This is a genomic window from Marivibrio sp. (assembly GCF_040218065.1).
Lineage (GTDB): Bacteria > Pseudomonadota > Alphaproteobacteria > UBA8366 > Aestuariispiraceae > Marivibrio.
In genome coordinates this window covers 558,871-580,063 of record NZ_JAVJQE010000013.1, presented here as the reverse complement: position 1 = coordinate 580,063, position 21,193 = coordinate 558,871, and the positions used below count along the sequence as shown (strand labels likewise).

Annotated in this window: 15 protein-coding genes; 5 read left to right on the top strand and 10 right to left on the bottom strand. The window is 69.7% G+C overall.

Annotated features, from left to right (window positions below; genetic code table 11):
• Positions 1–3: 3 nt before the first annotated feature.
• Positions 4–771, bottom strand: a complete 768-nt coding sequence (locus tag RIB45_RS14590) for an SDR family NAD(P)-dependent oxidoreductase (RefSeq protein WP_350051115.1) — start codon at positions 769–771, stop codon at positions 4–6.
• A 106-nt stretch (positions 772–877) separates the two neighbouring features.
• Between RIB45_RS14590 and RIB45_RS14585 the strand changes: the two genes are divergently transcribed.
• Genes RIB45_RS14585 through RIB45_RS14575 form a run of 3 tightly spaced genes read left to right on the top strand, consistent with a single transcriptional unit; the run spans position 878 to position 3,301 of the window.
• On the top strand, positions 878–1,753 hold the full coding sequence (locus tag RIB45_RS14585) for a YicC/YloC family endoribonuclease (RefSeq protein ID WP_350051114.1): 876 nt from the start codon (positions 878–880) through the stop codon (positions 1,751–1,753).
• A gap of 49 nt (positions 1,754–1,802) precedes the next feature.
• Positions 1,803–2,468, top strand: a complete 666-nt coding sequence (gene gmk / locus RIB45_RS14580) for a guanylate kinase (RefSeq protein WP_350051404.1) — start codon at positions 1,803–1,805, stop codon at positions 2,466–2,468.
• Positions 2,465–3,301 (top strand): CE1 family esterase, encoded by an 837-nt coding sequence (locus RIB45_RS14575; protein WP_350051113.1) that lies wholly within the window; start codon positions 2,465–2,467, stop codon positions 3,299–3,301. Before gmk ends, RIB45_RS14575 begins: the two co-directional genes overlap by 4 nt.
• Positions 3,302–3,308: 7 nt before the next feature.
• Here the strand turns inward: RIB45_RS14575 and RIB45_RS14570 are convergent, their stop codons facing one another.
• The 6 genes from RIB45_RS14570 to RIB45_RS14545 all read right to left on the bottom strand — a co-directional run bounded on the left by RIB45_RS14570 (position 3,309) and on the right by RIB45_RS14545 (position 13,820).
• The gene (locus tag RIB45_RS14570; RefSeq protein WP_350051112.1) at positions 3,309–5,363 is read right to left on the bottom strand and encodes a hypothetical protein; all 2,055 of its coding nucleotides are present in this window, start codon (positions 5,361–5,363) and stop codon (positions 3,309–3,311) included.
• A gap of 76 nt (positions 5,364–5,439) precedes the next feature.
• Entirely contained in the window at positions 5,440–6,756 is a 1,317-nt protein-coding gene (gene purB / locus RIB45_RS14565; protein WP_350051111.1) for an adenylosuccinate lyase, read from the bottom strand.
• Positions 6,757–6,832: 76 nt separating this feature from the next.
• Entirely contained in the window at positions 6,833–7,873 is a 1,041-nt protein-coding gene (locus RIB45_RS14560; RefSeq protein WP_350051110.1) for a sodium:calcium antiporter, read from the bottom strand.
• A 379-nt stretch (positions 7,874–8,252) separates the two neighbouring features.
• Positions 8,253–9,378, bottom strand: a protein-coding gene (prfB, locus tag RIB45_RS14555; protein WP_350051109.1) for a peptide chain release factor 2 whose coding sequence is annotated in 2 segments (ribosomal slippage) — positions 8,253–9,308 and positions 9,310–9,378 — 1,125 coding nt in all. Because the reading frame shifts where the segments join, the coding sequence is not laid out codon by codon here.
• A gap of 518 nt (positions 9,379–9,896) precedes the next feature.
• A complete protein-coding gene (locus RIB45_RS14550; RefSeq protein WP_350051108.1) occupies positions 9,897–12,428 on the bottom strand; it encodes a penicillin-binding protein 1A in 2,532 nt (843 codons plus the stop codon).
• A gap of 159 nt (positions 12,429–12,587) precedes the next feature.
• A complete protein-coding gene (locus tag RIB45_RS14545; RefSeq protein WP_350051106.1) occupies positions 12,588–13,820 on the bottom strand; it encodes an N-acetylmuramoyl-L-alanine amidase in 1,233 nt (410 codons plus the stop codon).
• A gap of 859 nt (positions 13,821–14,679) precedes the next feature.
• On the opposite strand from RIB45_RS14545, the gene RIB45_RS14540 reads away from it, so the two are divergent.
• Positions 14,680–17,346 carry an Rne/Rng family ribonuclease gene (locus RIB45_RS14540; RefSeq protein WP_350051105.1) on the top strand — a complete coding sequence of 889 codons (2,667 nt, stop codon included), beginning with the start codon at positions 14,680–14,682 and terminating at the stop codon, positions 17,344–17,346.
• Between the two features lie 220 nt (positions 17,347–17,566).
• Here RIB45_RS14540 and RIB45_RS14535 read toward each other — a convergent pair whose 3' ends face one another.
• Both RIB45_RS14535 and RIB45_RS14530 read right to left on the bottom strand, forming a co-directional pair.
• Complete coding sequence (locus RIB45_RS14535; RefSeq protein WP_502882571.1) at positions 17,567–18,049, bottom strand: YHS domain-containing (seleno)protein; 483 nt, start codon at positions 18,047–18,049, stop codon at positions 17,567–17,569.
• Between the two features lie 143 nt (positions 18,050–18,192).
• Complete coding sequence (locus RIB45_RS14530; RefSeq protein ID WP_350051103.1) at positions 18,193–20,145, bottom strand: ABC-F family ATP-binding cassette domain-containing protein; 1,953 nt, start codon at positions 20,143–20,145, stop codon at positions 18,193–18,195.
• Between the two features lie 253 nt (positions 20,146–20,398).
• Between RIB45_RS14530 and ndk the strand changes: the two genes are divergently transcribed.
• Positions 20,399–20,821, top strand: a complete 423-nt coding sequence (ndk, locus tag RIB45_RS14525; RefSeq protein ID WP_350051102.1) for a nucleoside-diphosphate kinase — start codon at positions 20,399–20,401, stop codon at positions 20,819–20,821.
• 122 nt (positions 20,822–20,943) lie between these two features.
• Here the strand turns inward: ndk and RIB45_RS14520 are convergent, their stop codons facing one another.
• Positions 20,944–21,087 carry a hypothetical protein gene (locus tag RIB45_RS14520; protein ID WP_350051101.1) on the bottom strand — a complete coding sequence of 48 codons (144 nt, stop codon included), beginning with the start codon at positions 21,085–21,087 and terminating at the stop codon, positions 20,944–20,946.
• Between the last annotated feature and the right edge of the window lie 106 nt (positions 21,088–21,193).

Genomic DNA, 21,193 nt, shown 5'->3' with positions numbered 1-21,193 from the left:
GCCTCACCTCTTCTTGGGTCCGTTGGCCAGCAGCCGCGTCACTAGGCCCGAGGGCAGCACCCGCATCCACCAGGCGGCGAGGCGCATCGGAAAGGGGAAGGTGATGAGCGCCGAGTCGCGCGCCAGGCCTCGGCGTATGATCGCCGCCGCGCGCGCCGCCTCCATCAAGAACGGCATGGGGAAGTCGTTCACCGCCGTCATCGGGGTCTTCACGAAGCCGGGGCAGATGACGCTGACCGCGACGCCGTCGGAGGCTAAATCGCCGCGCAACGCCTCGCCGTAGGCCATCACCGCCGCCTTCGAGGCGGAATAGGCCGGCGCCCCCGGCATGCCGCGATAACCGGCGATGGAACTGACGAGCGCGATCTGCCCCGCCTTGCGCGGTCGCAGGACGTCGATCGCCGGATGCACGACGTTCAGCACGCCCGCCAGATTGACCGCGAAGACGTCGCGCGCCTGCTCTTCGGTCTCGCCGCCGGCGCCGGTTCCGGCTGAGACGCCCGCGTTGGCGATCAGCAGATCGATCGGCGCGACCTCGGCGGCGCCCTCGACCCAGGCGCGAGCGGCCGCCTTGTCCGTGACGTCCAGCGCCTGGACCGCGACCTCCGCGCCTTGCGCGCGGCACTCGACTGCGAGCGCCTCCAATCGATCGATCCGGCGCGCGGCGAGGCCGAGGCGCACGCCCGGCGCCGCGTAGGCCTGCGCCAGCGCCGCGCCCAGTCCGCTGGAGGCGCCGGTGATCAGGATGTGTCGGGGGGATCGCCTGGACATAGGGCGCAGAATGCGGCGGGTTCGGCCTGGGCGCAACGGCTTGGCGCCCGCGGACGGGCCGGGTAAACAAGCCCCCGATCGACGGTTCGCCCCGAAGGAGAGTGCGATGAGTCTCGCCAGCATGACCGGCTTCGCCCGCGTGAGCGGCGAGGACGACCGCGCCCAGTGGGTTTGGGAGGCGCGCAGCGTCAACGGTAAAGGCCTGGACGTCCGCGTGCGTCTGCCGTCCGGCTGGGATCGGCTGGACCCGATCGCCCGGGCCGCCACGCCCAAGCGCTTCAAGCGCGGCAATGTCAGCCTGACGCTGGAGCTTCGAACGCGACAGGCGGCGGGCCGGCTGGCCGTCAACGAAGCGCTCTTGCAGACGCTGATCGCGCGCTGCGAAGCGGCTGGGGAGAGCCCGCGGCTCGACCGCCTGCTGCAGGTTCGCGGCGTGGTGGAGCCGGCGGAGGAGGCGGCGAGCGAAGCGCTCGAGGCCGACGCGCGGGCCGAGGCGCTGGCCGCCGCCCTGGAGGAGGCGCTCGACGCGTTGGCGGCGGCGCGGGCCGAGGAGGGCGCACGCATCCGGACGGTGATCGAGGGCCAACTCGCCGAGATCGAGCGCCTCGTGGAGGCTGCGGCGGCCTGCGCCGACGCGCAGCCGGCCGCGATCCGCGAGCGCCTGGCCCGCCAGATCGAGGATTTGACCGACGGTCGCGGCGGCCTCGAGCCGGAGCGCATTGCGCAGGAGGCGGCTGCGCTCGCCGTTAAGGCCGACGTGCGCGAGGAGCTGGACCGCCTGCGCGGCCATATCGAGGCGGCGCGCGCCCTGATCGCGGAAGGGGCCGCGGTCGGGCGCCGATTCGATTTCCTCTGCCAGGAATTCAACCGCGAGGCCAACACGCTCGCCTCAAAGTCCTCGGCCTTGGCGCTCACCCGAATCGGGCTAGACCTCAAAGCCGTCATCGACCAGTTGCGCGAGCAGGTACAAAACGTCGAGTGATCGGTCCCTCCCGGTCGGAGGGCGTTGCCAGGGGGAGGTCAGGATGGCGATGTCGCAGCCCGCGCAGGACGGCGCGCACGATCCTTTCCGCATCAAACGCCGCGGCTTGATGCTTGTGCTCTCCTCCCCCTCGGGGGCGGGCAAGTCGACCATTTCACGGCAGATCTTGGACAGCGACGGTGAGATCGACATGTCGATCTCCGTCACCACCCGCCCGCGCCGGCCGGGCGAGGTGGACGGGACCGACTATCATTTCGTCGACGCGACCGAGTTCAATCTGATGGTCAATCGCGGCGAGCTGCTGGAGCACGCCAAGGTCTTCGGCAACTACTACGGCACGCCGAAGGCGCCGGTCATGGAGGCGCTGGCGCGCGGACGCGACGTGTTGTTCGACATCGACTGGCAGGGCACGCAGCAACTGGCCGAGCACGCCTCCGACGATCTGGTGCGGGTCTTCATCCTGCCGCCCTCGACCGCGGAGCTCGAACGCCGGCTCAAGACCCGCGCCCAGGATCCGGCCGACGTCGTCGCCCAGCGCATGGCCAAGGCCGCGGACGAGATGAGCCACTATTACGAGTATGACTGGGTGATCGTGAACCGCTCGCTGCCGGACAGTCTCGGCCAGGTGCGCGCGATCCTCACCTCCGAGCGGCTGCGCCGGCGCCGACAGACCGGCCTCAGCGACTTCGTCAAAGGGCTGAGGGAGGGGCGGTGAGGCTCGCGGGCGCGCTTCTGGCGGCGGCGTTCATCGCATTTGCGGTCCCGCCCTCCGCCGCCGCCTGCGGCCCGCAGAGCGACTGCGTCGTCGGCGATCGAGCCTATCGGATCGCCCTGCCGGACCGCCCGGCGCCGGCCTTGGGGGCGATCGTCCACGCCCACGGGTACAAGGGGACCGCCGCCGGCGCGATGCGTAATCGAAGCCTGCGCGACGCCGCCGCGGCCCTCGGCGTCGCCTTGATCGCGCTCCAGGCGCGCGGGGACGCTTGGTCGCTGCCGAACGGTCCGGGCGCGTTGCGCGCCGGCCGGCCGGCCGATCTGGACGGCGAGATCGCCTATATGGAGGCCGTCCTGCAGGACGCCGCGAAGCGCTTCGGGGTCGATCGCGGTCGCGTCATGGCGACCGGTTTTTCGGCCGGCGGCATGCTGATCTGGGAGCTCGCCTGCCGGCGCAGCGATCTCGCCGCGGGCTTCGCGCCGATCAGCGGAACCTTCTGGGCCCCGGTTCCCGCGAGTTGCCCGGCGCCGCCCGCCTCGCTCGTCCATATCCACGGGACGTCGGACGACGTCGTCCCTCTCGACGGCCGGGCGATCGGGCCGGCGCGACAGGGCCGGGTTCCTGAAGCGCTCGCCCTCTATCGTCGTCACGGCGGATTCGCGCCGGTCGAAGGCCGGACGGTCGACGGCCTCGAGTGCGCACGCTCCGTCGGCCCCGAGGGACGGCTTCTCGCCTTCTGCCGGCATGACGGCGGCCACCGCTTCGACGGCGCGCTGGTGAGCGTCGCGTGGCGGTTGTTGCGGGAGGCGGGCGCGATTCCGGCGGCGAAGTAGCGCGGCGTCACTCTCCGGGCAGCAAGCGTTGCGGCGCGCCGGGATCGGCGGACTCGGTCTCCGCCGGCGCCTGCGCGGGCTCGGGCTGACCGGCGACGGCCGGGGCGGGCGCGGGGCCCTCGGCGGCGTCAGGGGCGAGGGGCGGGGCCTCTCCCAGCGCCGGCGCTTCGCCAAGCGTCGGCGCGGCGCGCGGCGCCTCGACGCCGAAATCGGTGCGGCCGGCCTCGCCGACGATCTCCAACAGGTCCGACTGGGGCGCGGCCATCGCGACCGCGACCGCCGCCAACCCCGCGGCCCGGGCGGAGGCGTAGTCCATCTGCTGCGCCGCGCGGATCGCAAGGTCGGTCTCTCCCAGGCGCGCGGAGGCCGCGGCGACGCGGGTAAGCGCGCGAAAGCGCGGCTCCAGAAAACTGCCGTCGGGCGCGCGGGCGGGGCGCGCGTCGCCCGAATCGCCGTCACGCGGGTCTGGGATGCGGGCCGCGGTGTCGAAGGCGGAGAGCACGTCGCCGGCCGCGATCTGCGCGAGCGCGATATCCTCCAGCGCGGCGTTGAACCCCTCCGACGCGTTGTTCTCCCACGCGATGCGGTACGCGGCGCTGATCGTTTTCTGCGCGTTCCCGATGCGCCCGCGTTGGGCCTCGGCGATGGCGATCTGGACGAGCGCGCGCACCTTCTGAATGTCGCCGGGAATGAGATCGATCAGGTCTCGCGCGCGCGCGAAGACGGCCGCGTCGGCGGCCGGCTCCCCGGCGCGCGTCTGGGCCTGCAACACCCGGCGCAGCGCCTCCGGCAGTTGGTCGACCCGCGGCGCGAAGCCGGTCGCCTCCAGGGCCCGCGTCAGCAGCCCGCTCGCCTCTGAGGGCTCGCCCTCCAGGCCGCGATGCATGGCGACCGGCCCGAAGATCTGGGCGCGGAGCTCGATGAAGGGGATGTACTCGGTCAACACCAGCGCTTCAGAGTATTTCTCCTGCCCCAGCAGCACCTCGCCCATGTCGAGCAGCGCCTCGCTCTGCCGATAGCGGTCGTCGATCCCTCCGGCCAGCGTGAAGGCGTCGGCGAGCCTTCCGACCTTCGACATCTCCACCATCAGATGATGGATCGCGTCGAACCGCGCCTGTTTGTTGTCGATCCGCTCCGTCTCCTCCATCGCCAACCGGAACAGCGGGACCGCGCTGTCCAGCTCGCCGAACTCTCCGCGGGCGCGGGCGACCGAGCCGATCGCCTCCGCGCGCGCCGCTCCCTCCGGGATCAGGCGGACCACCTGCATCGCCTCTTCGGCGTCTTCGCCCTCGATCATGGCGGCGGCGAGTTCGGCGTAGGCGTCGAAGCGACCGGTCTCCGGTCCCTCGGTGATGCGCGCGCGCGCGGCGGCGAAGGTGCGCCGTGCGGCCGGGGTCGCGCCGGCCCGGGTCTGGGCGCGACCGATCGCGATCATCAGCCGCGCCGCGCCGTGCGGTTCAGCCAACGCCTCCTCGGCGATCGCCCGCGCCTGTTCAAAGGCCTCTTCGAGAAGGCGCGCCGCCGCCTGGCGGGCGGCGGCGTCGGCGTCGCCGACGACCAGCGAGGCGCTCGCCGTCTCCTGCAGCGCCTGGACGCGAAAGCGCGGATCGGGGATCAGGCGCGCAGTGGCGATGGCGCCGTCGAGGTCGCCGACCTCCGCCTGGCGCACGGCGACGACGCGCAAGACCTCGCCGCCGTCCCGGATCGGTCGGTCGGCCGCACGTTGGAAGCCCTCGGAGGCGCGGCGGAGCAGGGCGCGCGCTTCGTCCGGATCGCCCGCTTCGCGGTCAAAATCGGCGACGGCGACCAGCGAGCGCCCGGCCCAAATCGGATCGGCGATGCGGCTGATCTCGTCCATCGCCTCGGCCCGCTCGCCCCGGGCGAGGCGCGCGCGCACGATTCCGTTCAGCGCCTGACCCGTTTCATCCTCCCCCTCCAGCGAGATCGCCAAGAAGCGCAGTTGGGTGAAGGCGTTGGTCATCACCTCGCGGGTGACGGGGTCGAGGGTGAGGGGGTTGAATATCTCCTCGAGCTGCGCCGCCGCAGGCCGCGGAGTCAGCATCAAAGGCGCGGCCAGCAGCCCCGCCGCGGCGACCGCCAGGAGCGAGGCGCGCCCGCGCGCCGGCGCCCGGCGGGCCTCAGCCCGCCGCGCCGAACACGCGCGCGAAGATCGTCTCCACATGCTTCATGTGGTAGCCGATATCGAATAGATCGTCGATTGCTTCTTGGCCGAGCGGGCCGGCGACTTCCGGGTCGGCTTTCAGGAGTTCCTGGAAGCTCGTGCCGGTCCGCCAGCTCTCCATCGCGTTGCGCTGGACGAGGCGGTAGGCGTCCTCGCGGCTCACCCCGGCCTGCGTCAGGTTCAGGAGCACGCGCTGGGAATTGTGCAGGCCGCCGAGGCGATCGAGATTCGCCTGCATCTGCTCGGGATAGACCACCAGCTTCTCCACCACGCCGGCGAGACGGTTGAGCGCGAAGTCGAGGGTCACGGTCGAATCCGGCCCGATCATCCGCTCGACCGAGCTGTGGGAGATGTCGCGCTCATGCCACAGCGCAACGTTCTCCAGGGCGGGCAGCGCGTAGCTGCGCACCATCCGGGCGAGGCCCGTCAGATTTTCGGTCAGCACCGGATTGCGTTTGTGCGGCATGGCGCTGGAGCCCTTCTGGCCCTTGGAGAAGAACTCCTCGGCTTCGCGCACTTCCGTGCGCTGCAGGTGGCGGATCTCGACCGACAGATTCTCGATCGAGCCGGCGATCACCGCCAGCGTCGCGAAGAAGGCCGCGTGCCGATCGCGCGGGATCACCTGGGTCGACATCGGCTCGGGCTGCAAGCCGAGCTTCTCGGCGACGTGGACCTCCACGGCCGGGTCGATGTTTGCGAAGGTGCCGACCGCGCCGGAGATGGCGCAGGTCGCGATTTCGGCCCGTGCAGCCTCGAGCCGCGCGCGGCCGCGCGCGAAGGCGGCGTAGTGTCCGGCGAGCTTCAGGCCGAAGGTTGTCGGCTCGGCGTGGATGCCGTGGCTGCGCCCGATGGTGACGGTGAACTTGTGCTCCTCCGCGCGGTTCTTCAGCGCCGCCAGCAGCCGGTCCATGTCGGCCAGCAAAATCTCGGCGGCTTGGACGAGCTGCACGTTCAGGCAGGTGTCCAACACGTCCGAGGAGGTCATGCCCTGATGGACGAAGCGCGCCGGCTCGCCCACCTGCTCCGACAGCTCGGTCGTGAAGGCGATGACGTCGTGCTTGGTCTCCGCCTCGATCGCGTCGATGCGCGCGATGCGCTCGGGGCTGTAGGGCTTGTCGCCCTTCTCCCAGACGGCCGCCGCCGCCTCCTTGGGGATTACGCCAAGCGCCGCCAGCGCGTCGCAGGCGTGCGCCTCGATCTCGAACCAGATGCGGAACTTGTTCGCAGGCTCCCAGATGGCGGCCATCTCGGGCCGGCTGTAGCGCGGGATCATCGGCGGCTCTCCGTCCTGTCAGGGTGGGCGCGGCGGTTCTACCCCTCGGGGCGCGGCGCGACAAGGCTGCGGCGCTTCACCCCTCCAGCAGCACCTGCGCCGCGACCGCGCCGGCGTAGAGCGTCAGCAGCGTCACGCTCTCCAGCCCGATGCGGCCCGGCCCTTCGCGCTCCCGCACGATCAGGCCGCCCGTGACGACGCAGGTCATCAGCAGCGCGGTCACGACCCAGAAGTAATCCTGCAACTGCACCGCATGATAGAGCGAGCCGTCGCGATAGGCGACGTCGGCGGCCGACAGGAACAGGGTGTCGAAGGTGTTGCCGCCGATGATGCCGCCGACGGCCAACTGCAAGGCCCCGCGGCGGATCGCGATCAACGTCGTCACCAGTTCGGGCAGGGAGGTGATGACCGCCGTCGCCAGCACGCCCAAGAGCGTCTCCGAGACGCCGAGCCGCCCTGAGAGTTCGCCCGCGCTCACCGCGATCGCCCAGCCGGCCGCGCCCATCGCCGCCATGAGGCCCAGGAAGACGGCGACCAGCCGGGCGGTGGATTGGCGCCGGGTGGCTGCGCTCTCGTCCTCCGGCGCGTCGTCGCGGGTCTCGGCGGTGCTGACGGCGCGCCACATCGGCGCTTCGCGCACCGCCCGGCTCGCGATCAGCGAGCCGACGTAAAGCGCGGGGATGACGAGCGAGACCGGATGCACCGCCCACAGCGTCGCCTCCGGCAGGGTGAAGGCGAGGAACGGCAGCGCCAGCAGCACCACTAGGACCAGCGCCTGGAAGATGTTGGCGAGTTCCGCCGCCGCATGTTCCAGATTGGCCTTGCGGTAGGTGAGGTCGGCGATCGCCAGGAACGCCGTCTGCGCCGCGATCCCGCCGATGCTGTTGGAAAAGGCGAGCGACGGGCGCCCTTCGATCGCGCTGACGATCGAGACGACGACGCCGGACAGCGACGTCGCCGCGCCCAACAGCACCGCGCCCGCCAGCGCCTCGCCCAGGCCGGTCCGGTCGGCCAGCACGTCGGCGAGGCGCGTGATCTTCACGCCAGCGGCGAACACCACCGCCGCCGCCACGCCCAACGCGCCCACAAGCGCCGCCGTCGACAGATCCTCCAGCATCGGGGCCTCCCCCTCGCCGCCGCAGGCGCGACAGGCGCCCGCCGCCCCAGAAGGTCGGGGCGGACGGGGCGAAAGGCAAGGCGGGGGAGGCGGAGGACGCGGCCAGCATCGCCACCCCCGATCGCGCCGCCCAGGCGATCGGGGCCTTCCAGCGCAAGCGCGGCCTCACCGTCGACGGCTGGGCCAAACCGGGCGGGGAGACCGACCGGACGCTCGCCAACATTCGGCGGCGGCGCAAGCGCCTCGCCGCGCAGAACCGCCCGCCGGAAAGCGAGACGATCGACGATCGTCTGGCGGTCTTTCAGGAGCGGCGCGCGGAGGAGGCGCAGCTCCAGGCCGACGACCTCGCCGCCCTGCTGGCGACGACGGTCGGTCGGTTCTACGCCTCCGCCGCCTCGTCCTCGCCCTTGTCGATCTTGGCGGCGAGCGCGGCTTCGAGGAAGGGGTCGAGGGCGCCGTCGAGGACGGCGTCGGGATTGCCCGTCTCCACGCCTGTGCGCAGATCCTTCACCATCTGATAGGGTTGCAGCACGTAGGAGCGGATCTGGTGGCCCCAGCCGATCTCCGACTTCTCGTCGTAGTCGGCCGCCGCCGCCTCCTCGCGCTTCTTCAACTCCAGCTCGTAGAGGCGCGACTGCAGCATCTTCATCGCGGTCGCCCGGTTCTTGTGCTGCGAGCGGTCGTTCTGACACTGCACCACGATGCCGGTCGGGATGTGCGTCATGCGCACGGCCGAATCCGTCCGGTTGACGTGCTGGCCGCCGGCGCCCGAGGCGCGGTAGGTGTCGACGCGCAGGTCCTTATCCTCGATCGCGACCTCGATGTTGTCGTCGATCTCCGGCGAGACGGTGACGGAGGAGAAGCTCGTATGCCGGCGCGCTTGGCTGTCGAAGGGGCTGATTCGGACCAGGCGGTGGACGCCGGTCTCGGTCTTCAGCCAGCCGTAGGCGTTGTGGCCCTCGATCTTGAGGGTGGTCGACTTGATGCCGGCCTCTTCGCCCGGGCTCTCCTCGATCAGCTCGACCTTGTAGCCCTTCTTTTCGGCCCAACGGTAATACATGCGCAGCAGCATCGAGGCCCAGTCCTGAGACTCCGTCCCGCCCGCGCCGGCGTGGACTTCGAGGAAGGCGTTGTTGGAATCGGCCTCGCCCGAAAGCAGGCTCTCGATCTCCAGCTTCGCGGCGCGCTCCTTAAGGTCCTTGAGCGCGCTCTCCGCCTCGGCGAGCACGCTCTCGTCCTCTTCGGCTTCGGCGAGCTCGACCAGCTCTATATTGTCCTCAAGCCCCTGTTCGAGCGCGGTGAAGCCGTTGATCGCGGACTCGAGCGCCGCGCGCTCGCGCATCACCTTCTGGGCCTCGTCGGGATCGTCCCACAGCGTCGGGTCCTCGACCCGCGCATTGAGCTCCATCAGTCGCTTATTCGAGGCGTCCCAGTCAAAGATGCCTCCTCAGCAGGGTCAACGACTGCCGCAGCTCGTCGACCACCGCTTGGGTTTCCGCACGCATCGGATCCTCGCAGTCTTGCAAAATCGTACCGGCGCGGAAGGCCCGCACCATCGCGTTGGGGGATACGCGAAGCGGGGCGCGGCGTAAAGGGGCGGCGCGGGTAACGGCGCCGCTTCCTCCCACGCGATGAACGATAAGGCGGAGCGCCAAGCGGACGAAACCGTGCAGGTCCGCAGCCGGCGGACCGGCCGCGCGCGCGGCCTATCGGGAGCGGCTGAATGTCGGCTCCGCCTAAGCCCTGCATGGCCGCGCCTCAGCCCCGATGGTCTTCAGCGCCCCATGGCCGTCAGCCCGGACTTGATCCGGGCGACCCGGTGGGGGGGGGGTCGGCGCCGGCGCGGCGTATCGGCGCCGGCTCCCCCGGCGCTGCGCTGTCGCTCCGGCCGGGGTGACGCGCGTTTCAGTTTGCTTGGGCATGGACCCGCGCGCTGACGACCGTCAGCACCGATCGCGGCCGGCACGGACTGGCGGCGTGAGGTCGGGCGGACCTTGGCGCGAAAGCCGACGCTCTGTGACGCTCAGTAAAGCCCGCTCGGCGCGTCGTCGGTTGCAGGGGCGGGGGCGGCGGCGCTGGGGGCGGTCTCGTCGCCGGGCGCGCCGTCGCCGCCGTCCAGCAGGCGCCGCCCGCCGCTCGCCCCCGGCTCGGTGCCGACCTTGAAGGCTTCCGAGATGACCGAGCGGCTCGACGGCGAGGCGAGCGCGCCGGTGTCGGCGTCGATCCGCACCATGCGCACGCCCGGCGGGGTGCGGAAGGGGATCGCCGGCTGGTCGGCCAGAGCCTTCTCCATGAAGGCCTTGAAGATCGGCGCGGCGACCGAGGAGCCTGTCTCCTGTCCGCCCCAGGGCTGCTTGCCCAGCGGGGCGGGCGTGTCGAAGCCGACGAAGACGCCGAACACGAGATCGGGCGAGAAGCCCATGAACCAAGTGTCCTTGCTGTCGTTCGTCGTGCCCGTCTTGCCGGCGAGCGGCTTGCCGATCTCGGCGATGCGCCGGCCGGTGCCGCGTTGGACCACGCCCTCCAGCATGCTGACGATCTGATAGGCGCTGGTGGCCGAGACGAGGCGCGGGCGCGGATCCGGCAGCTCCGGGACGGCCTGACGATCCCAGAACTCCGCCCGGCAACCCGCGCAGTCGCGTTGATCGTGGCGATAGACGATGCGGCCGTGGCGGTCCTGCACCCGGTCGACCAGCGTCGGGGCGATCTTCTTGCCGCCGTTGACCAGGGCGGCGTAGGCGCTCGCCATGTCGATCACCCGCACGGTCCCGGCGCCGAGCGCCATGGCCAGTTGCTCCGGCATGCTCTCCATGATGCCGAAATCCTCGGCGAGGGCCGAGACCTTCTCCATGCCGACCGCTTGGGCGAGGCGCACGGTCATCAGGTTGCGCGACTTCTCGATGCCGAGGCGCATCGGGCTCGGCCCGTAGAATTTGCGCGAGAAGTTGGCCGGCTTCCACTTGCCCAAGCCCTCGCCTTGATCGATCACGAAAGGCGCGTCGAGGATGATGGTGGCCGGCGTGAAGCCGTTCTCCAGCGCGGTCAGATAGACGAAGGGCTTGAAGGCGGAGCCGGGCTGACGCTCGGCCTGGGTCGCGCGGTTGAACTGGCTGATCTCGAAGCTCCAGCCGCCGGACATCGCCAGCACCCGGCCGGTGTGGGGATCCATCGCCACGACGCCGCCGCTGATTTCCGGTATCTGCCGCAGGGCGTACGTCCCCTCCGGATACTCGACCGGCTCGCCGCCCTCTTCGCGGGGGCGGCCTTCGCGCACGGCTTCGACCAGCACGACGTCGCCGGGGCTCAACACCTGCTCGACCGAGGAGATCGTCGGGCCGAGATCCTCGTCATAGCCGTTGTGCGCGCGCGCCCAAGTCAGCTCGCGCCGAGGGATGCGGCCGGCCGCCACCCCCGAATCGTCGAGCCGGTTCAGGCCGAGCGTCGCTTCCTCCTTTTCGACCGCCAGCACGACGGCGAGACGCCAGCCGGGATTGCCCGGCGGGTTGGGAACCTCGGCCAGCGCCTGCGCCCAGGCGTCGGGGCCGTCGCCGAGCGCCGTGAGGTCGATGGCGGCCGCCGGCCCGCGCCAGCCGTGGCGCCGGTCGTAGGCCAGAAGCCCGTCTCGCAGCGCGTCGCGGGCGTAACGCTGTAGGTCGGCGTCGAGCGTCGTGTGAACGAACAGCCCGCCCTCATAAAGCCCGTTCTCGCCGAAGCGGTCGACCAATTCGCGGCGCACCTCCTCGACGAAATAGTCGGCGGCGACAGTGTCCAGATCCGTGCGCCGGCGCGCCTCCAGCGGTTTGGCGGCGGCGTCCTGTTCGGTCGCGGCGTCGATGAAGCCTTCTTCGCGCATCCGGCCCAGCACCCAGTTGCGCCGGGCGATAGCCGCCTCGGTCTTGCGGGTCGGGTGGTAGTTGTTCGGCGCTTTCGGCAGGGCGGCGAGGTAGGCGATCTCCTCGACCGTCAGCTCGTCCAGGCTCTTGTCGAAATAGTTGAGCGCCGCCGCGGCCACCCCGTACGAGCCCGAGCCGAGATAGATTTCGTTCAGATAGAGCTCCAGAATGCGCTCCTTGGAGAGCGCGCGCTCGATCCGGAAGGCGAGGATCGCCTCCTTGATCTTGCGCTCGATGGAGACCTCGTTGGTCAGCAGGAAGTTCTTCGCCACCTGCTGGGTGATGGTGGAGGCGCCGATAGGGCGCCGGTCCTCCAGATAATTCTGGACGTTGACGACCACGGCGCGGGCCAATGCGATGAAATCGACGCCGGAATGGCGGAAGAAGTTCTGATCCTCGGCCGCGATGAAGCCGTGGATCAGGCGCTTGGGCATGGCCTCGATGGGCACGAAGACGCGGCGCTCGGTCGCGAATTCGGCGATCAGTCGGCCGTCGCCGCCGTGGACGCGCGTCGCCGTCGGCGGCTGATAGTCGGCCAGCTGGCGATAGTCCGGCAAATCCTGGCCGTAATGCCACAGCCCGTAGACCGCCGCCCCGACGCCGGCCGCGCCGAGCAGAATGAACAGGCCCACCAGGACCCCGAAGAGCTTCAATGCACGCATGTGACCGCCGTCTTGCACCCTCGGTTCAGCGCGCCGACCGTCCGGCCGACGCGCCGCGTTCGCACGAACGCCCCCCAGCGATGTATAGCCAAACTAACCGGGAAAAGCGACCGTTCGGCGCCGGGATCGGGGCGGATTCTGCACCGTGACGCCGGGGCCTCACGACCGGCTCAACCGCTCCTGCCGTTCAAAATAGCGGTCGACGGCGCGGGTCAGCGCGCGGGCGACGCGCCCGCGGTAATCGTCCGTCTTCAACAGCCGCTCGTCGTCGCGGTTGGAGAGGTAGCCGAGCTCCACCAGCACCGACGGCACGTTCGGCGACTTCAGAACCGCGAAGCCGGCGAAACGGTGGGTGTTGTTCAAGACCCGAACCTCGCGCGCCAGATCGTCGACCAGCATTTCCGCGAAATGCCAGCTGTTCTCGTTGACGCTCTGTTGGGCCAAATCGATCAGGATCGAGGAGACCTCGGTGGTGTAGCCGGAGAGGTCGGCGCCCGCGATCACGTCCGATTTGTTTTCCTTGCGCGCGAGTGCGGCGGCCTCGGAATCGGAGGCCGTGTCGGACAAGGTGTAGACCGATGCGCCGCGCAAAGAGCGCGAGGGGTGCGCGTCCGCATGCAGGGAGACGAACAACTCCGCCTCCACGTCATGGGCGACCTGATACCGCTCGCGCAGCGGCAGATAGACGTCACGGTCGCGGGTCAGCACCACCTCGTAACGTCCGGTGCGCTCCAATGCGTCTTTCAACGCTTTGGCGATGCCCAGCACGATGTCTTTCTCATAGGCGCCCGAGACGCCGATCGCGCCCGGATCGACGCCGCCGTGGCCGGGATCCAGAACCACGATGCGCTTACCCGACGCCGCCGGCTCCGGCGGGGCGAGGCTGGCGGTGGCGGTGGAGGATTTCTCCAGCCGCTGGGCGTAATCGCTCCACCCGGCGGACGCGACCGGCTCCTGCGTCGCCGCCGCCTGGCCGGAATCGGGTTTGAGATCGACCACGATGCGCGGTCCCGAGCCGCCGCCTGCGTCGAGCGGGAAGGCGGCCGCGATCGTCGCCGGACCCTTCAAGTCGATCACGACGCGGCTGATGCCCGGTCGAAACAGGCCGTAGCGGAGATTGCCGATAAGTCCGACGCCTTGCTGCTGGTGCGGGGGGCTGCCGCGCCATTCGACGTCGGGCAGGTCGATCACCGCGCGGTGCGGGTTAGTCAGCACGAAGGCGCGAAAGGGCTGGGCGCTGTCCAATTCGATGACGAACCGGGTCTGCGCCTCATGCACCCCGCTGCGCACGTCGGTGATCGCCTGCGCGCCCGCCGGCGCGCCCGCGACGGCCCACAGCGTCAGCGCCGCGAGGGCGGTCGGCAGCGAAGAGAGCAGGTTTCGCCAGAACATATTGCGGTCCATTCCCCAAGGCGACGCTAGATATATGGCAGATTTGGCGCCGCCTTTCAAAGCCGATCCGCGCGGAATCGCGCGTGATCCGCGTCTTTTCGAGCAACATTCGGGCCAGAATTTGACGGCGACGCTCGATACTTGTGCGGCTGCGCTGCGGCGCGTAAAAGCATTTGTGTCGGCCCCCGCGCTGCGGATAGAGTACGCGCCGACGGAGTCCGGGTCCTGATTTGGGCGGGCGACGCGCCGCATTTCCCGCCGCCTTTCGAGATGAAGGCGCGGGACCGACGGCGGAGCCGATCGACGTCGGGTCGATGTCGATCGATCATGTCGCACGCATCCGGACGGTTCGCCGACCTTCGGGTCGGACCTGCAGTTTTCTTGCGGCGCGCCAGGGGCGGACCCCGGGGCGGCGCGGACGACGAACGAAGACGAAGATCGGATCCATCGGCCGGAAGGACGACGGGTCGCGGGTCGACAGCCGGGCGCTTCGGCCTCCCTCGCCAGAGCGGGGCGCGCCCAGGAAAGCGGCGCTTGGCGCCGGCGGCTTTCGCCGGGGTCAGACGCGGTCTTGAGATCCAGACGACGCGCCGCCGGCCCCGGACCTAACGGCTCCGATCGAGAGAGGCGGTTCTTTCAATGGCGATCGCAAGCCGCGCGCAGCCCTGCATCACCGACGCGCATCCTCGCGTCGGCGGGCGGGGCGCGTTTTCCGTCAACCGGTCGGGCGTGAAGCCGGCCGCGCAGCGTGCGCGGGCCGGCTCTCAGCGTACGGTCGGCGGCGGCGGCCTTGCCCAGAGAAAAGACCTGACGGCCCTGGCGCGACTCGGCGCCCGCCGTCGGGCAGAGGACGGAGTTAATGACGCGCAGAATGTTGATAGACGCGACCCACCCGGAGGAGACCCGGGTCACGGTCGTCAGCGGCAACAAGCTTGAGGAATTCGATTACGAGACCACCACCAAGGCGCAGCTGAAAGGCAATATCTACCTGGCGAAAGTGACGCGGGTGGAGCCGTCCTTGCAGGCGGCCTTCGTGGAGTATGGCGGCAACCGCCACGGTTTCCTGGCGTTCAGCGAAATCCACCCGGATTACTACCGGATTCCGGTCTCCGACCGTGAGGATCTCGTCGAGGATTCCCAGAACGGCGACGATGACAACGGCGACGACGATCGCCGCGGTCCCGACGGCGAGCCCGTGGAGGACATGGGGGGCGCCGAGGCGGTGGACGAGGCGGTCGAGGAGGCCCAGCGCCGGCGCCCGCGCCTGAAGCGCCAGTACAAGATCCAAGAGGTCATCAAGCGCCGGCAGGTCATGCTGGTCCAAGTGGTGAAGGAGGAGCGCGGCACCAAGGGCGCGGCGCTCACGACCTATCTCAGCCTGGCCGGGCGCTATTGCGTCCTGATGCCCAACACCTCGCGCGGCGGCGGGGTCAGCCGAAAGATCGCCAACGCCCAGGACCGCAAGCGCCTGAAGACCGTGATGTCGGAGCTCGAGACGCCGGAGGGCATGGCCGTCATCCTGCGCACCGCGGGGGCGGAGCGCTCGAAGGCCGAGATCAAGCGCGACTTCGAATATATTCTGAAGCTCTGGGACGACATCCGGCAAAAGACGCTGCAGTCGACGGCGCCGGCGCTGATCCATGAGGAGGCGAACCTCATCAAGCGTTCGATCCGCGACCTCTATTCGAAAGACATCGAGGAGGTGCTGGTCGCGGGTGAGGAGGCCTACAAGACCGCGAAGGACTTCATGAAGGCGCTGGTCCCCAGCCACGCCAAAAAAGTCCAACGCTACAAGGACGAGCAGGGCGTGCCGCTGTTCCATCGCTATCAGGTGGAGCAGCAATTGGCTCAGATCCACGAGCCGCAGGTCCAACTGCGCTCCGGCGGGACGATCGTCATCCACCAGACGGAAGCGCTGGTGGCGATCGACGTCAACTCCGGCCGCGCCACCAAGGAGCGGCACATCGAGGAGACCGCCCTCAAGACCAACATGGAGGCGGCCGAGGAAGTCGCTCGCCAGCTGCGGCTGCGCGATCTGGCCGGTCTGATCGTCATCGACTTCATCGACATGGACGACAACCGCAATATCGGCCAGGTCGAACGCAAGCTGAAGGAAAGCCTGCGCCGCGATCGCGCGCGCATCCAGGTTGGGCGCATCAGCGCCTTCGGTCTGATGGAAATGTCGCGCCAGCGGCTGCGTCCCAGCCTGATTGAGGCGATGAGTCAGCCCTGCCCGACCTGCGGCGGCGTCGGCTACATCGCCTCGACCGAGACCGCTGCGCTGATCTGCCTGCGTTCGATCGAGGAAGAGGGGTTGCGCAAGCGCTCGGCCGTGGTGAAGGCCCGCGTGCCGGTGGACGTCGCCCTGTACATTCTTAATCACAAGCGTGCGATCCTGAGCGACATGGAGGCGCAGTACGGCTTTCGCGTCACCATCGAGGCGGATTCGGAACTGCTGCCGCCGAAGTTCGAGCTGACGCGGACCGCGCAGGACGTAGAGGATGCGACCGAACAGCCGGTCGAAGACCTCGGACAGCAGAGCCGCGGCGGCGAGCGGTCCGGCTCGGATCGGTCCGGCGGCGATCGGTCCGGCGGCGATCGGTCCGGCGACGACAACGCGCGCCGACGCGGCAAGCGCGGCGGTCGACGGCGCGGCGGGCGCGACGAGGACCGCGGCGGCGAGCGCGGCGAGGACCGCGGCGAGGACCGCGACGACCAAGCCGCCGAAGCCGAAGAGGCTGTGGAGGACCGTCGCGACGCCGCTGAAGGCGAGGATGACAGCGAAAGCGATCGCAGCAAGCGTCGGCGCAAGCGCGGCCGGCGCGGCGGGCGCCGCCGCAACCGTCGCCCGGAAGACGGCGACCAGGACCAGCAGGCCTCTGACGACGCGGACGGCGACGGCTCTGAAAGCGCCGCCGACACCGCGGAAGAGGCGGCGGCCGAGCCCGGGCGAGACGAGGCGGAGAAGCCGAAGCGCCCGCGCGCCCGCCGCTCGCGGCGCAAGGCGCCGGAGGGCGAGGCCTCGGAGGCCGGCGACGGCGGCGAACGCGACCCCGAGGGCGAAAGCGCTCCCCAGGAGGTAGCGAAGGAAGCCGCCGCCGAAGCCGCGCCGAAGCCGAGACGCCGACGCGCCTCCAAGAAGCGGGAAGAGCCGGCGGAGGAAAACGCCGAAGCGGCGTCCGGTACGGGCGACGAGGGCGCGGACCCGGACGCCGAAGCGGCGCCCGAATCGGCGCCCGATGCGGCCCCCGACGCGGCGGAGAAGCCGGCCAAGAAAGCCCGCGCGAAGCGGCCGGGCCGTAAGCGTAAAACCGACGCGCCGGCCAAGCCCGAGCCGGCGGCGCCGGCGCCTGACGAGTCTGTAAATGAGCCGGCGGCCGATGCTGGGGCTCAGTCCGGCGACCAGCCGACGCCTGAGTCGGAGTCGCAGGCTGATCCGCTGGAGCAGTACGTCGTCACCGACGGCAGCGAGAAGAAGGGCGAGAAGCCCAAGCGAAAGGGCTGGTGGAATCGAATGCTCGGCTGAGGCCCGGATCGGCCGTCACAAGGAAGAAGGGGAAGCCGCCTGGCTTCCCCTTTTTCGTCGCCGCCTTCGCCTGTTCGCCTTCGCCTGGCCGCCTTTCCGCGTGCGAGGCCGGCCGGGGAGATCCCGGCAATGCCGACGATCCGGCCGGTTTGAGGGCTAAACGTCGTCACACCGGGCTTGTCCCGGGGAAAGGCCCGACCGCGCCGTCGGCGCCGCGGCCTCAAAGCTCTGACTTGATCTTCGGCCAATTAGCGTTCGCGGCCTCGATGAAGCCGGAGATGTCCGTCTCCCAGCGCTTTTGGATCTCGCGGTTGTAGTTGAGGTAGAGCGAGCCGTCGACGATCTTCCAGGCCTCGGGATCGATGCTGGCTGTGTAACCCTGGCTCACCGCCCAGGCGCAATAGCCGCCGTAGGCGGGCGCGTATTTCTCCGGATCCGCCTTGAACATCTCAAGATGGTCGGCGCTGGCGAAGCGCCACTCCGCGCCGTTCCAGTCGAAGGCGTGCGCCGAGGAGCCCTCAACCGGGGCGCCTTGCGTGAAGTAGGCGACGGGATCGTAGCCGTCGATCGCGACGCCGCCCAGCAGCGTCTGGTTGACCTGGTCGGCGGCGGCTGGGGCGGGCGTGAGCGTCCCGCTCGCGACCAATGCGGCCGCGGCGGGAAGCATCGCCAGAAGGGTGCGGCGGGAAAGGGGGGCAGTCATGGGCGTTCGCGCTCCTGTCGGTTGCGGCGCGCTCGACCTTTCCGCCGATGCGCGCGCTCGCTTCGCCATATTTGCCGACGGGGCGCGTCTGACAAGCGCGAGGCCGCATCGCTCACGCACTTGTCATCGTCGGTGAGGCTCGCCTACGCGTCGGCCTCGTCGGCCTGCGCGGCCTCCAACGCTTCATGCGCGGCGAGCCAAGCCTCCTCGGTCTTTTCGATCGCGCGGGCGAGGTCGCTCGAGAGTTTTGTGAGGTCGCTCAATCGAGCGGCCGGTCCGTCATAGGTGGCCGGATCGGCCAATTGCCCGTCGACGCGCGCCTTTTCAGCGTTCAGGCGGTCGAGCTTCGTCTCCAATTCCTTCGTCGCCTTGCGCAGCGGGGCCAGCTTTTCGCGCGCCTGCGCGCGGGCGCGGCGGTCGGCTTTCGGCGCCGCCGGCGCGGCGGGCGGCGGGGCGACGGGCTCGTCCGCCGGCGCGACGGCTTCCGCAGCGGCGGCCTTCGCCTCCGCCTTCTCTTCGGCGCGGGCGGCGCGGCGCTCTCGCTCAAGCATCGTGCGGTAATCGGCGACGTCGCCGTCGAACGGCTTCACGTCGCCGCCGCGCACCAACCAAAGTCGATCAGCCGTGGCGTCGACCAAATAAGGATCATGGGTGACGATCACGACCGCCCCCTCGTAGGCCGCCAGCGCCTGGATCAAGGCTTGCCGGCTGTCGATATCGAGATGGTTCGTCGGCTCGTCCAGCAGCAGCAGGTGCGGATGCTTGCGGCAGATCAGCGCCAGCGCGAGGCGCGCTTTCTCGCCCCCGGAGAGTTTGGCGATCTTGGTGTCGGCCATCGCTTGGGGGAAGCCGAAGCGGCCCAGATGCGCGCGCAGCTTGGTCTCGGCGGCCATAGGCTCCAGCGCTTGGATCTGCTCCAGAGCTGAGAGCCGCGGGTGGAGCTCCTCCATCGAATTCTGCGCGAAATAGCCGACCTCCAACTTGGAAGGCTTGCGCATCTTGCCGTCCAACGGCTTCAGCTTGCCGGCGAACAGTTTGAGCAACGTCGTCTTGCCGTTGCCGTTCGCGCCGAGGAGCGCGATCCGGTCGTCCATGTCGATGCGAAGGCTGAGCCGCCGCAGCACCGGCTTCGTCGGATCGTAGCCCACGCTCGCTTCCTCCAGCGCCACGATGGGCGGCGGCAGGATCTCCGGCGTCGGCAGGTCGAAGCTGACGGTCGGATCCTCGGCCGCGATGGCGATCGGCTCCATCCGCTCCAGCATCTTCAGGCGCGATTGCGCCTGTCGCGCCTTGGACGCCTTGTAGCGGAACCGGTCGACGAAGCTCATGATATGGCGGCGCTGAGCCTCCTGCTTCGCCTGCAAGGCTTTTTGGTGGGCCTGGCGTTCACGTCTGAGCGCTTCGAAATCGTCGTAGCCGCCGGTGTAGAGCGTCAGCTTGCCGTCGAAGAGGTGCAGGATTTCCGTCGGAATCCGGTTCAGCAGACCGCGGTCGTGACTAACCAGGATCAGGGTGCGCGGATAGCTCTGCAAGTAGCTCTCCAGCCACAGCGCGCTTTCCAAATCGAGATGGTTGGTCGGCTCGTCCAGCAGCAGGATGTCGGGCTCGGCGAACAGCGCGCCGGCCAACGCGACGCGCATGCGCCAGCCGCCGGAGAACTCGCGTACCGGGCGGGCCTGCGCCGCTTCGTTGAAGCCGAGGCCCGAAAGAATGCGCGCGGCGCGCGCCTCCGCCCGGTGCGCGCCCAGATCTGCGAGGCGCGCGTGCAGTTCGCCGATCCGATCAGGGTCGGTCGCCGTTTCGGCCTCGGCGGTCAACGCGGCCAGCCGCCGGTCGGCCGCCAGAACGTGGGCCAGCGGCGGACGATCGTCCGCCGGCGCCTCCTGCGCCACCGCGCCGACGCTTTCTCGCGCGCCGTAGGTCACCTCGCCGCCGTCGGCGGCGATATCGCCCAGGATCAGACGCAACAGGGTCGTCTTGCCCGTGCCGTTGCGCCCGACGAGGCCGATGCGGTGGCCGTCGGGGATCTGGGCGCTGGCGCCGTCCAGCAGCACGCGGCCGCCGACGCGCAGCGTGATGTCGCGCAGGATCAGCATGCGCCGGGGGATAGCAGGTTGCGCCGCCTTTGCAAGCGTCCGCGAAACCGGGCCGCGGCGCAGGGTCGCTCAAGCGCGCGCTCGGGCGAGGGCGATGCTGCGTTGCAACGCTTGCCCCGCTCGGACGCTGCGTCTATAAGGCGCGCGGCTTGCGGGGCGGGCCTGATCGGCCGGCCCCGCGTTCCCGGAATTCCACCAGAGCCGACGCGCCTTCACGGGACGTCCGCCGCGAGACACTGAGGACCGAGACGAAATGGCTGTCGAACGCACCCTGTCGATCATCAAGCCTGACGCGACCCGCCGGAACCTGACCGGCAAAATCAACGCGATGTTCGAAGAGGCGGGCCTGCGCATCGTGGCGCAGAAGCGCCTTTGGCTGACGAAAGAGCAGGCGGAGACCTTCTACGCCGTGCACAAGGAGCGCGCCTTCTTTAACGATTTGGTCGCTTTCATGACTTCGGGTCCCGTCGTGGTCCAGGTGCTGGAGGGCGAAGGCGCCGTCGCGAAGAACCGTGAAGTCATGGGCGCGACGAACCCGGCCAACGCCGACGAGGGCACGGTGCGCAAGCTGTTCGGCGAATCCGTCGAGGCGAACTCGGCGCACGGCTCCGATTCGCCGGAAAACGCGGCGATCGAAATCGCCTACTTCTTCGCCGGCGTCGAAATCGTCGGCTGACGCCGACGCGCACAAGTCGGCGTGCTGAACGAGAAAACGCCGCCTCGGGCTCCCGAGGCGGCGTTTTTCGTATCCGCAATCTGCGATCTGCGATCTGCGCTCGCCGGGCGGCGGGCGGCCGATCAGACCAGCCAGGCCGCCAGGATGATCAGCACCAGGCACGACCCCACAACGCCGGTTACGATCAGCTTCTTCATCCGCGCATAGGTCTGCAGATTTTCGCGCGGCGCGCGGGTGAACTCCAACTCGTCATGTGCCATGGCCATCGTCCCTTTCATCCTTCCCCCGAAGGTGTTGCGCGCGCGTCGGTTTTCTCCAACGCCTTGGTTCGGCGCGGCCGATTTTACCCATGCCGCGGCGGCGCTCAAGCAA

Excerpts from the sequence above, each read along its gene's own strand:
- RIB45_RS14590 (WP_350051115.1), bottom strand. The coding sequence starts at position 771 with ATGTCCAGGCGATCCCCCCGACACATCCTGATCACCGGCGCCTCCAGC.
- RIB45_RS14585 (WP_350051114.1), top strand. The coding sequence starts at position 878 with ATGAGTCTCGCCAGCATGACCGGCTTCGCCCGCGTGAGCGGCGAGGAC.
- gmk (WP_350051404.1), top strand. The coding sequence starts at position 1,803 with ATGTCGCAGCCCGCGCAGGACGGCGCGCACGATCCTTTCCGCATCAAA.
- RIB45_RS14570 (WP_350051112.1), bottom strand. The coding sequence starts at position 5,363 with ATGCTGACTCCGCGGCCTGCGGCGGCGCAGCTCGAGGAGATATTCAAC.
- purB (WP_350051111.1), bottom strand. The coding sequence starts at position 6,756 with ATGATCCCGCGCTACAGCCGGCCCGAGATGGCCGCCATCTGGGAGCCT.
- RIB45_RS14560 (WP_350051110.1), bottom strand. The coding sequence starts at position 7,873 with ATGCTGGAGGATCTGTCGACGGCGGCGCTTGTGGGCGCGTTGGGCGTG.
- RIB45_RS14550 (WP_350051108.1), bottom strand. The coding sequence starts at position 12,428 with ATGCGTGCATTGAAGCTCTTCGGGGTCCTGGTGGGCCTGTTCATTCTG.
- RIB45_RS14545 (WP_350051106.1), bottom strand. The coding sequence starts at position 13,820 with ATGTTCTGGCGAAACCTGCTCTCTTCGCTGCCGACCGCCCTCGCGGCG.
- RIB45_RS14540 (WP_350051105.1), top strand. The coding sequence starts at position 14,680 with ATGACGCGCAGAATGTTGATAGACGCGACCCACCCGGAGGAGACCCGG.
- RIB45_RS14535 (WP_502882571.1), bottom strand. The coding sequence starts at position 18,049 with ATGACTGCCCCCCTTTCCCGCCGCACCCTTCTGGCGATGCTTCCCGCC.
- RIB45_RS14530 (WP_350051103.1), bottom strand. The coding sequence starts at position 20,145 with ATGCTGATCCTGCGCGACATCACGCTGCGCGTCGGCGGCCGCGTGCTG.
- ndk (WP_350051102.1), top strand. The coding sequence starts at position 20,399 with ATGGCTGTCGAACGCACCCTGTCGATCATCAAGCCTGACGCGACCCGC.
- RIB45_RS14520 (WP_350051101.1), bottom strand. The coding sequence starts at position 21,087 with ATGGCCATGGCACATGACGAGTTGGAGTTCACCCGCGCGCCGCGCGAA.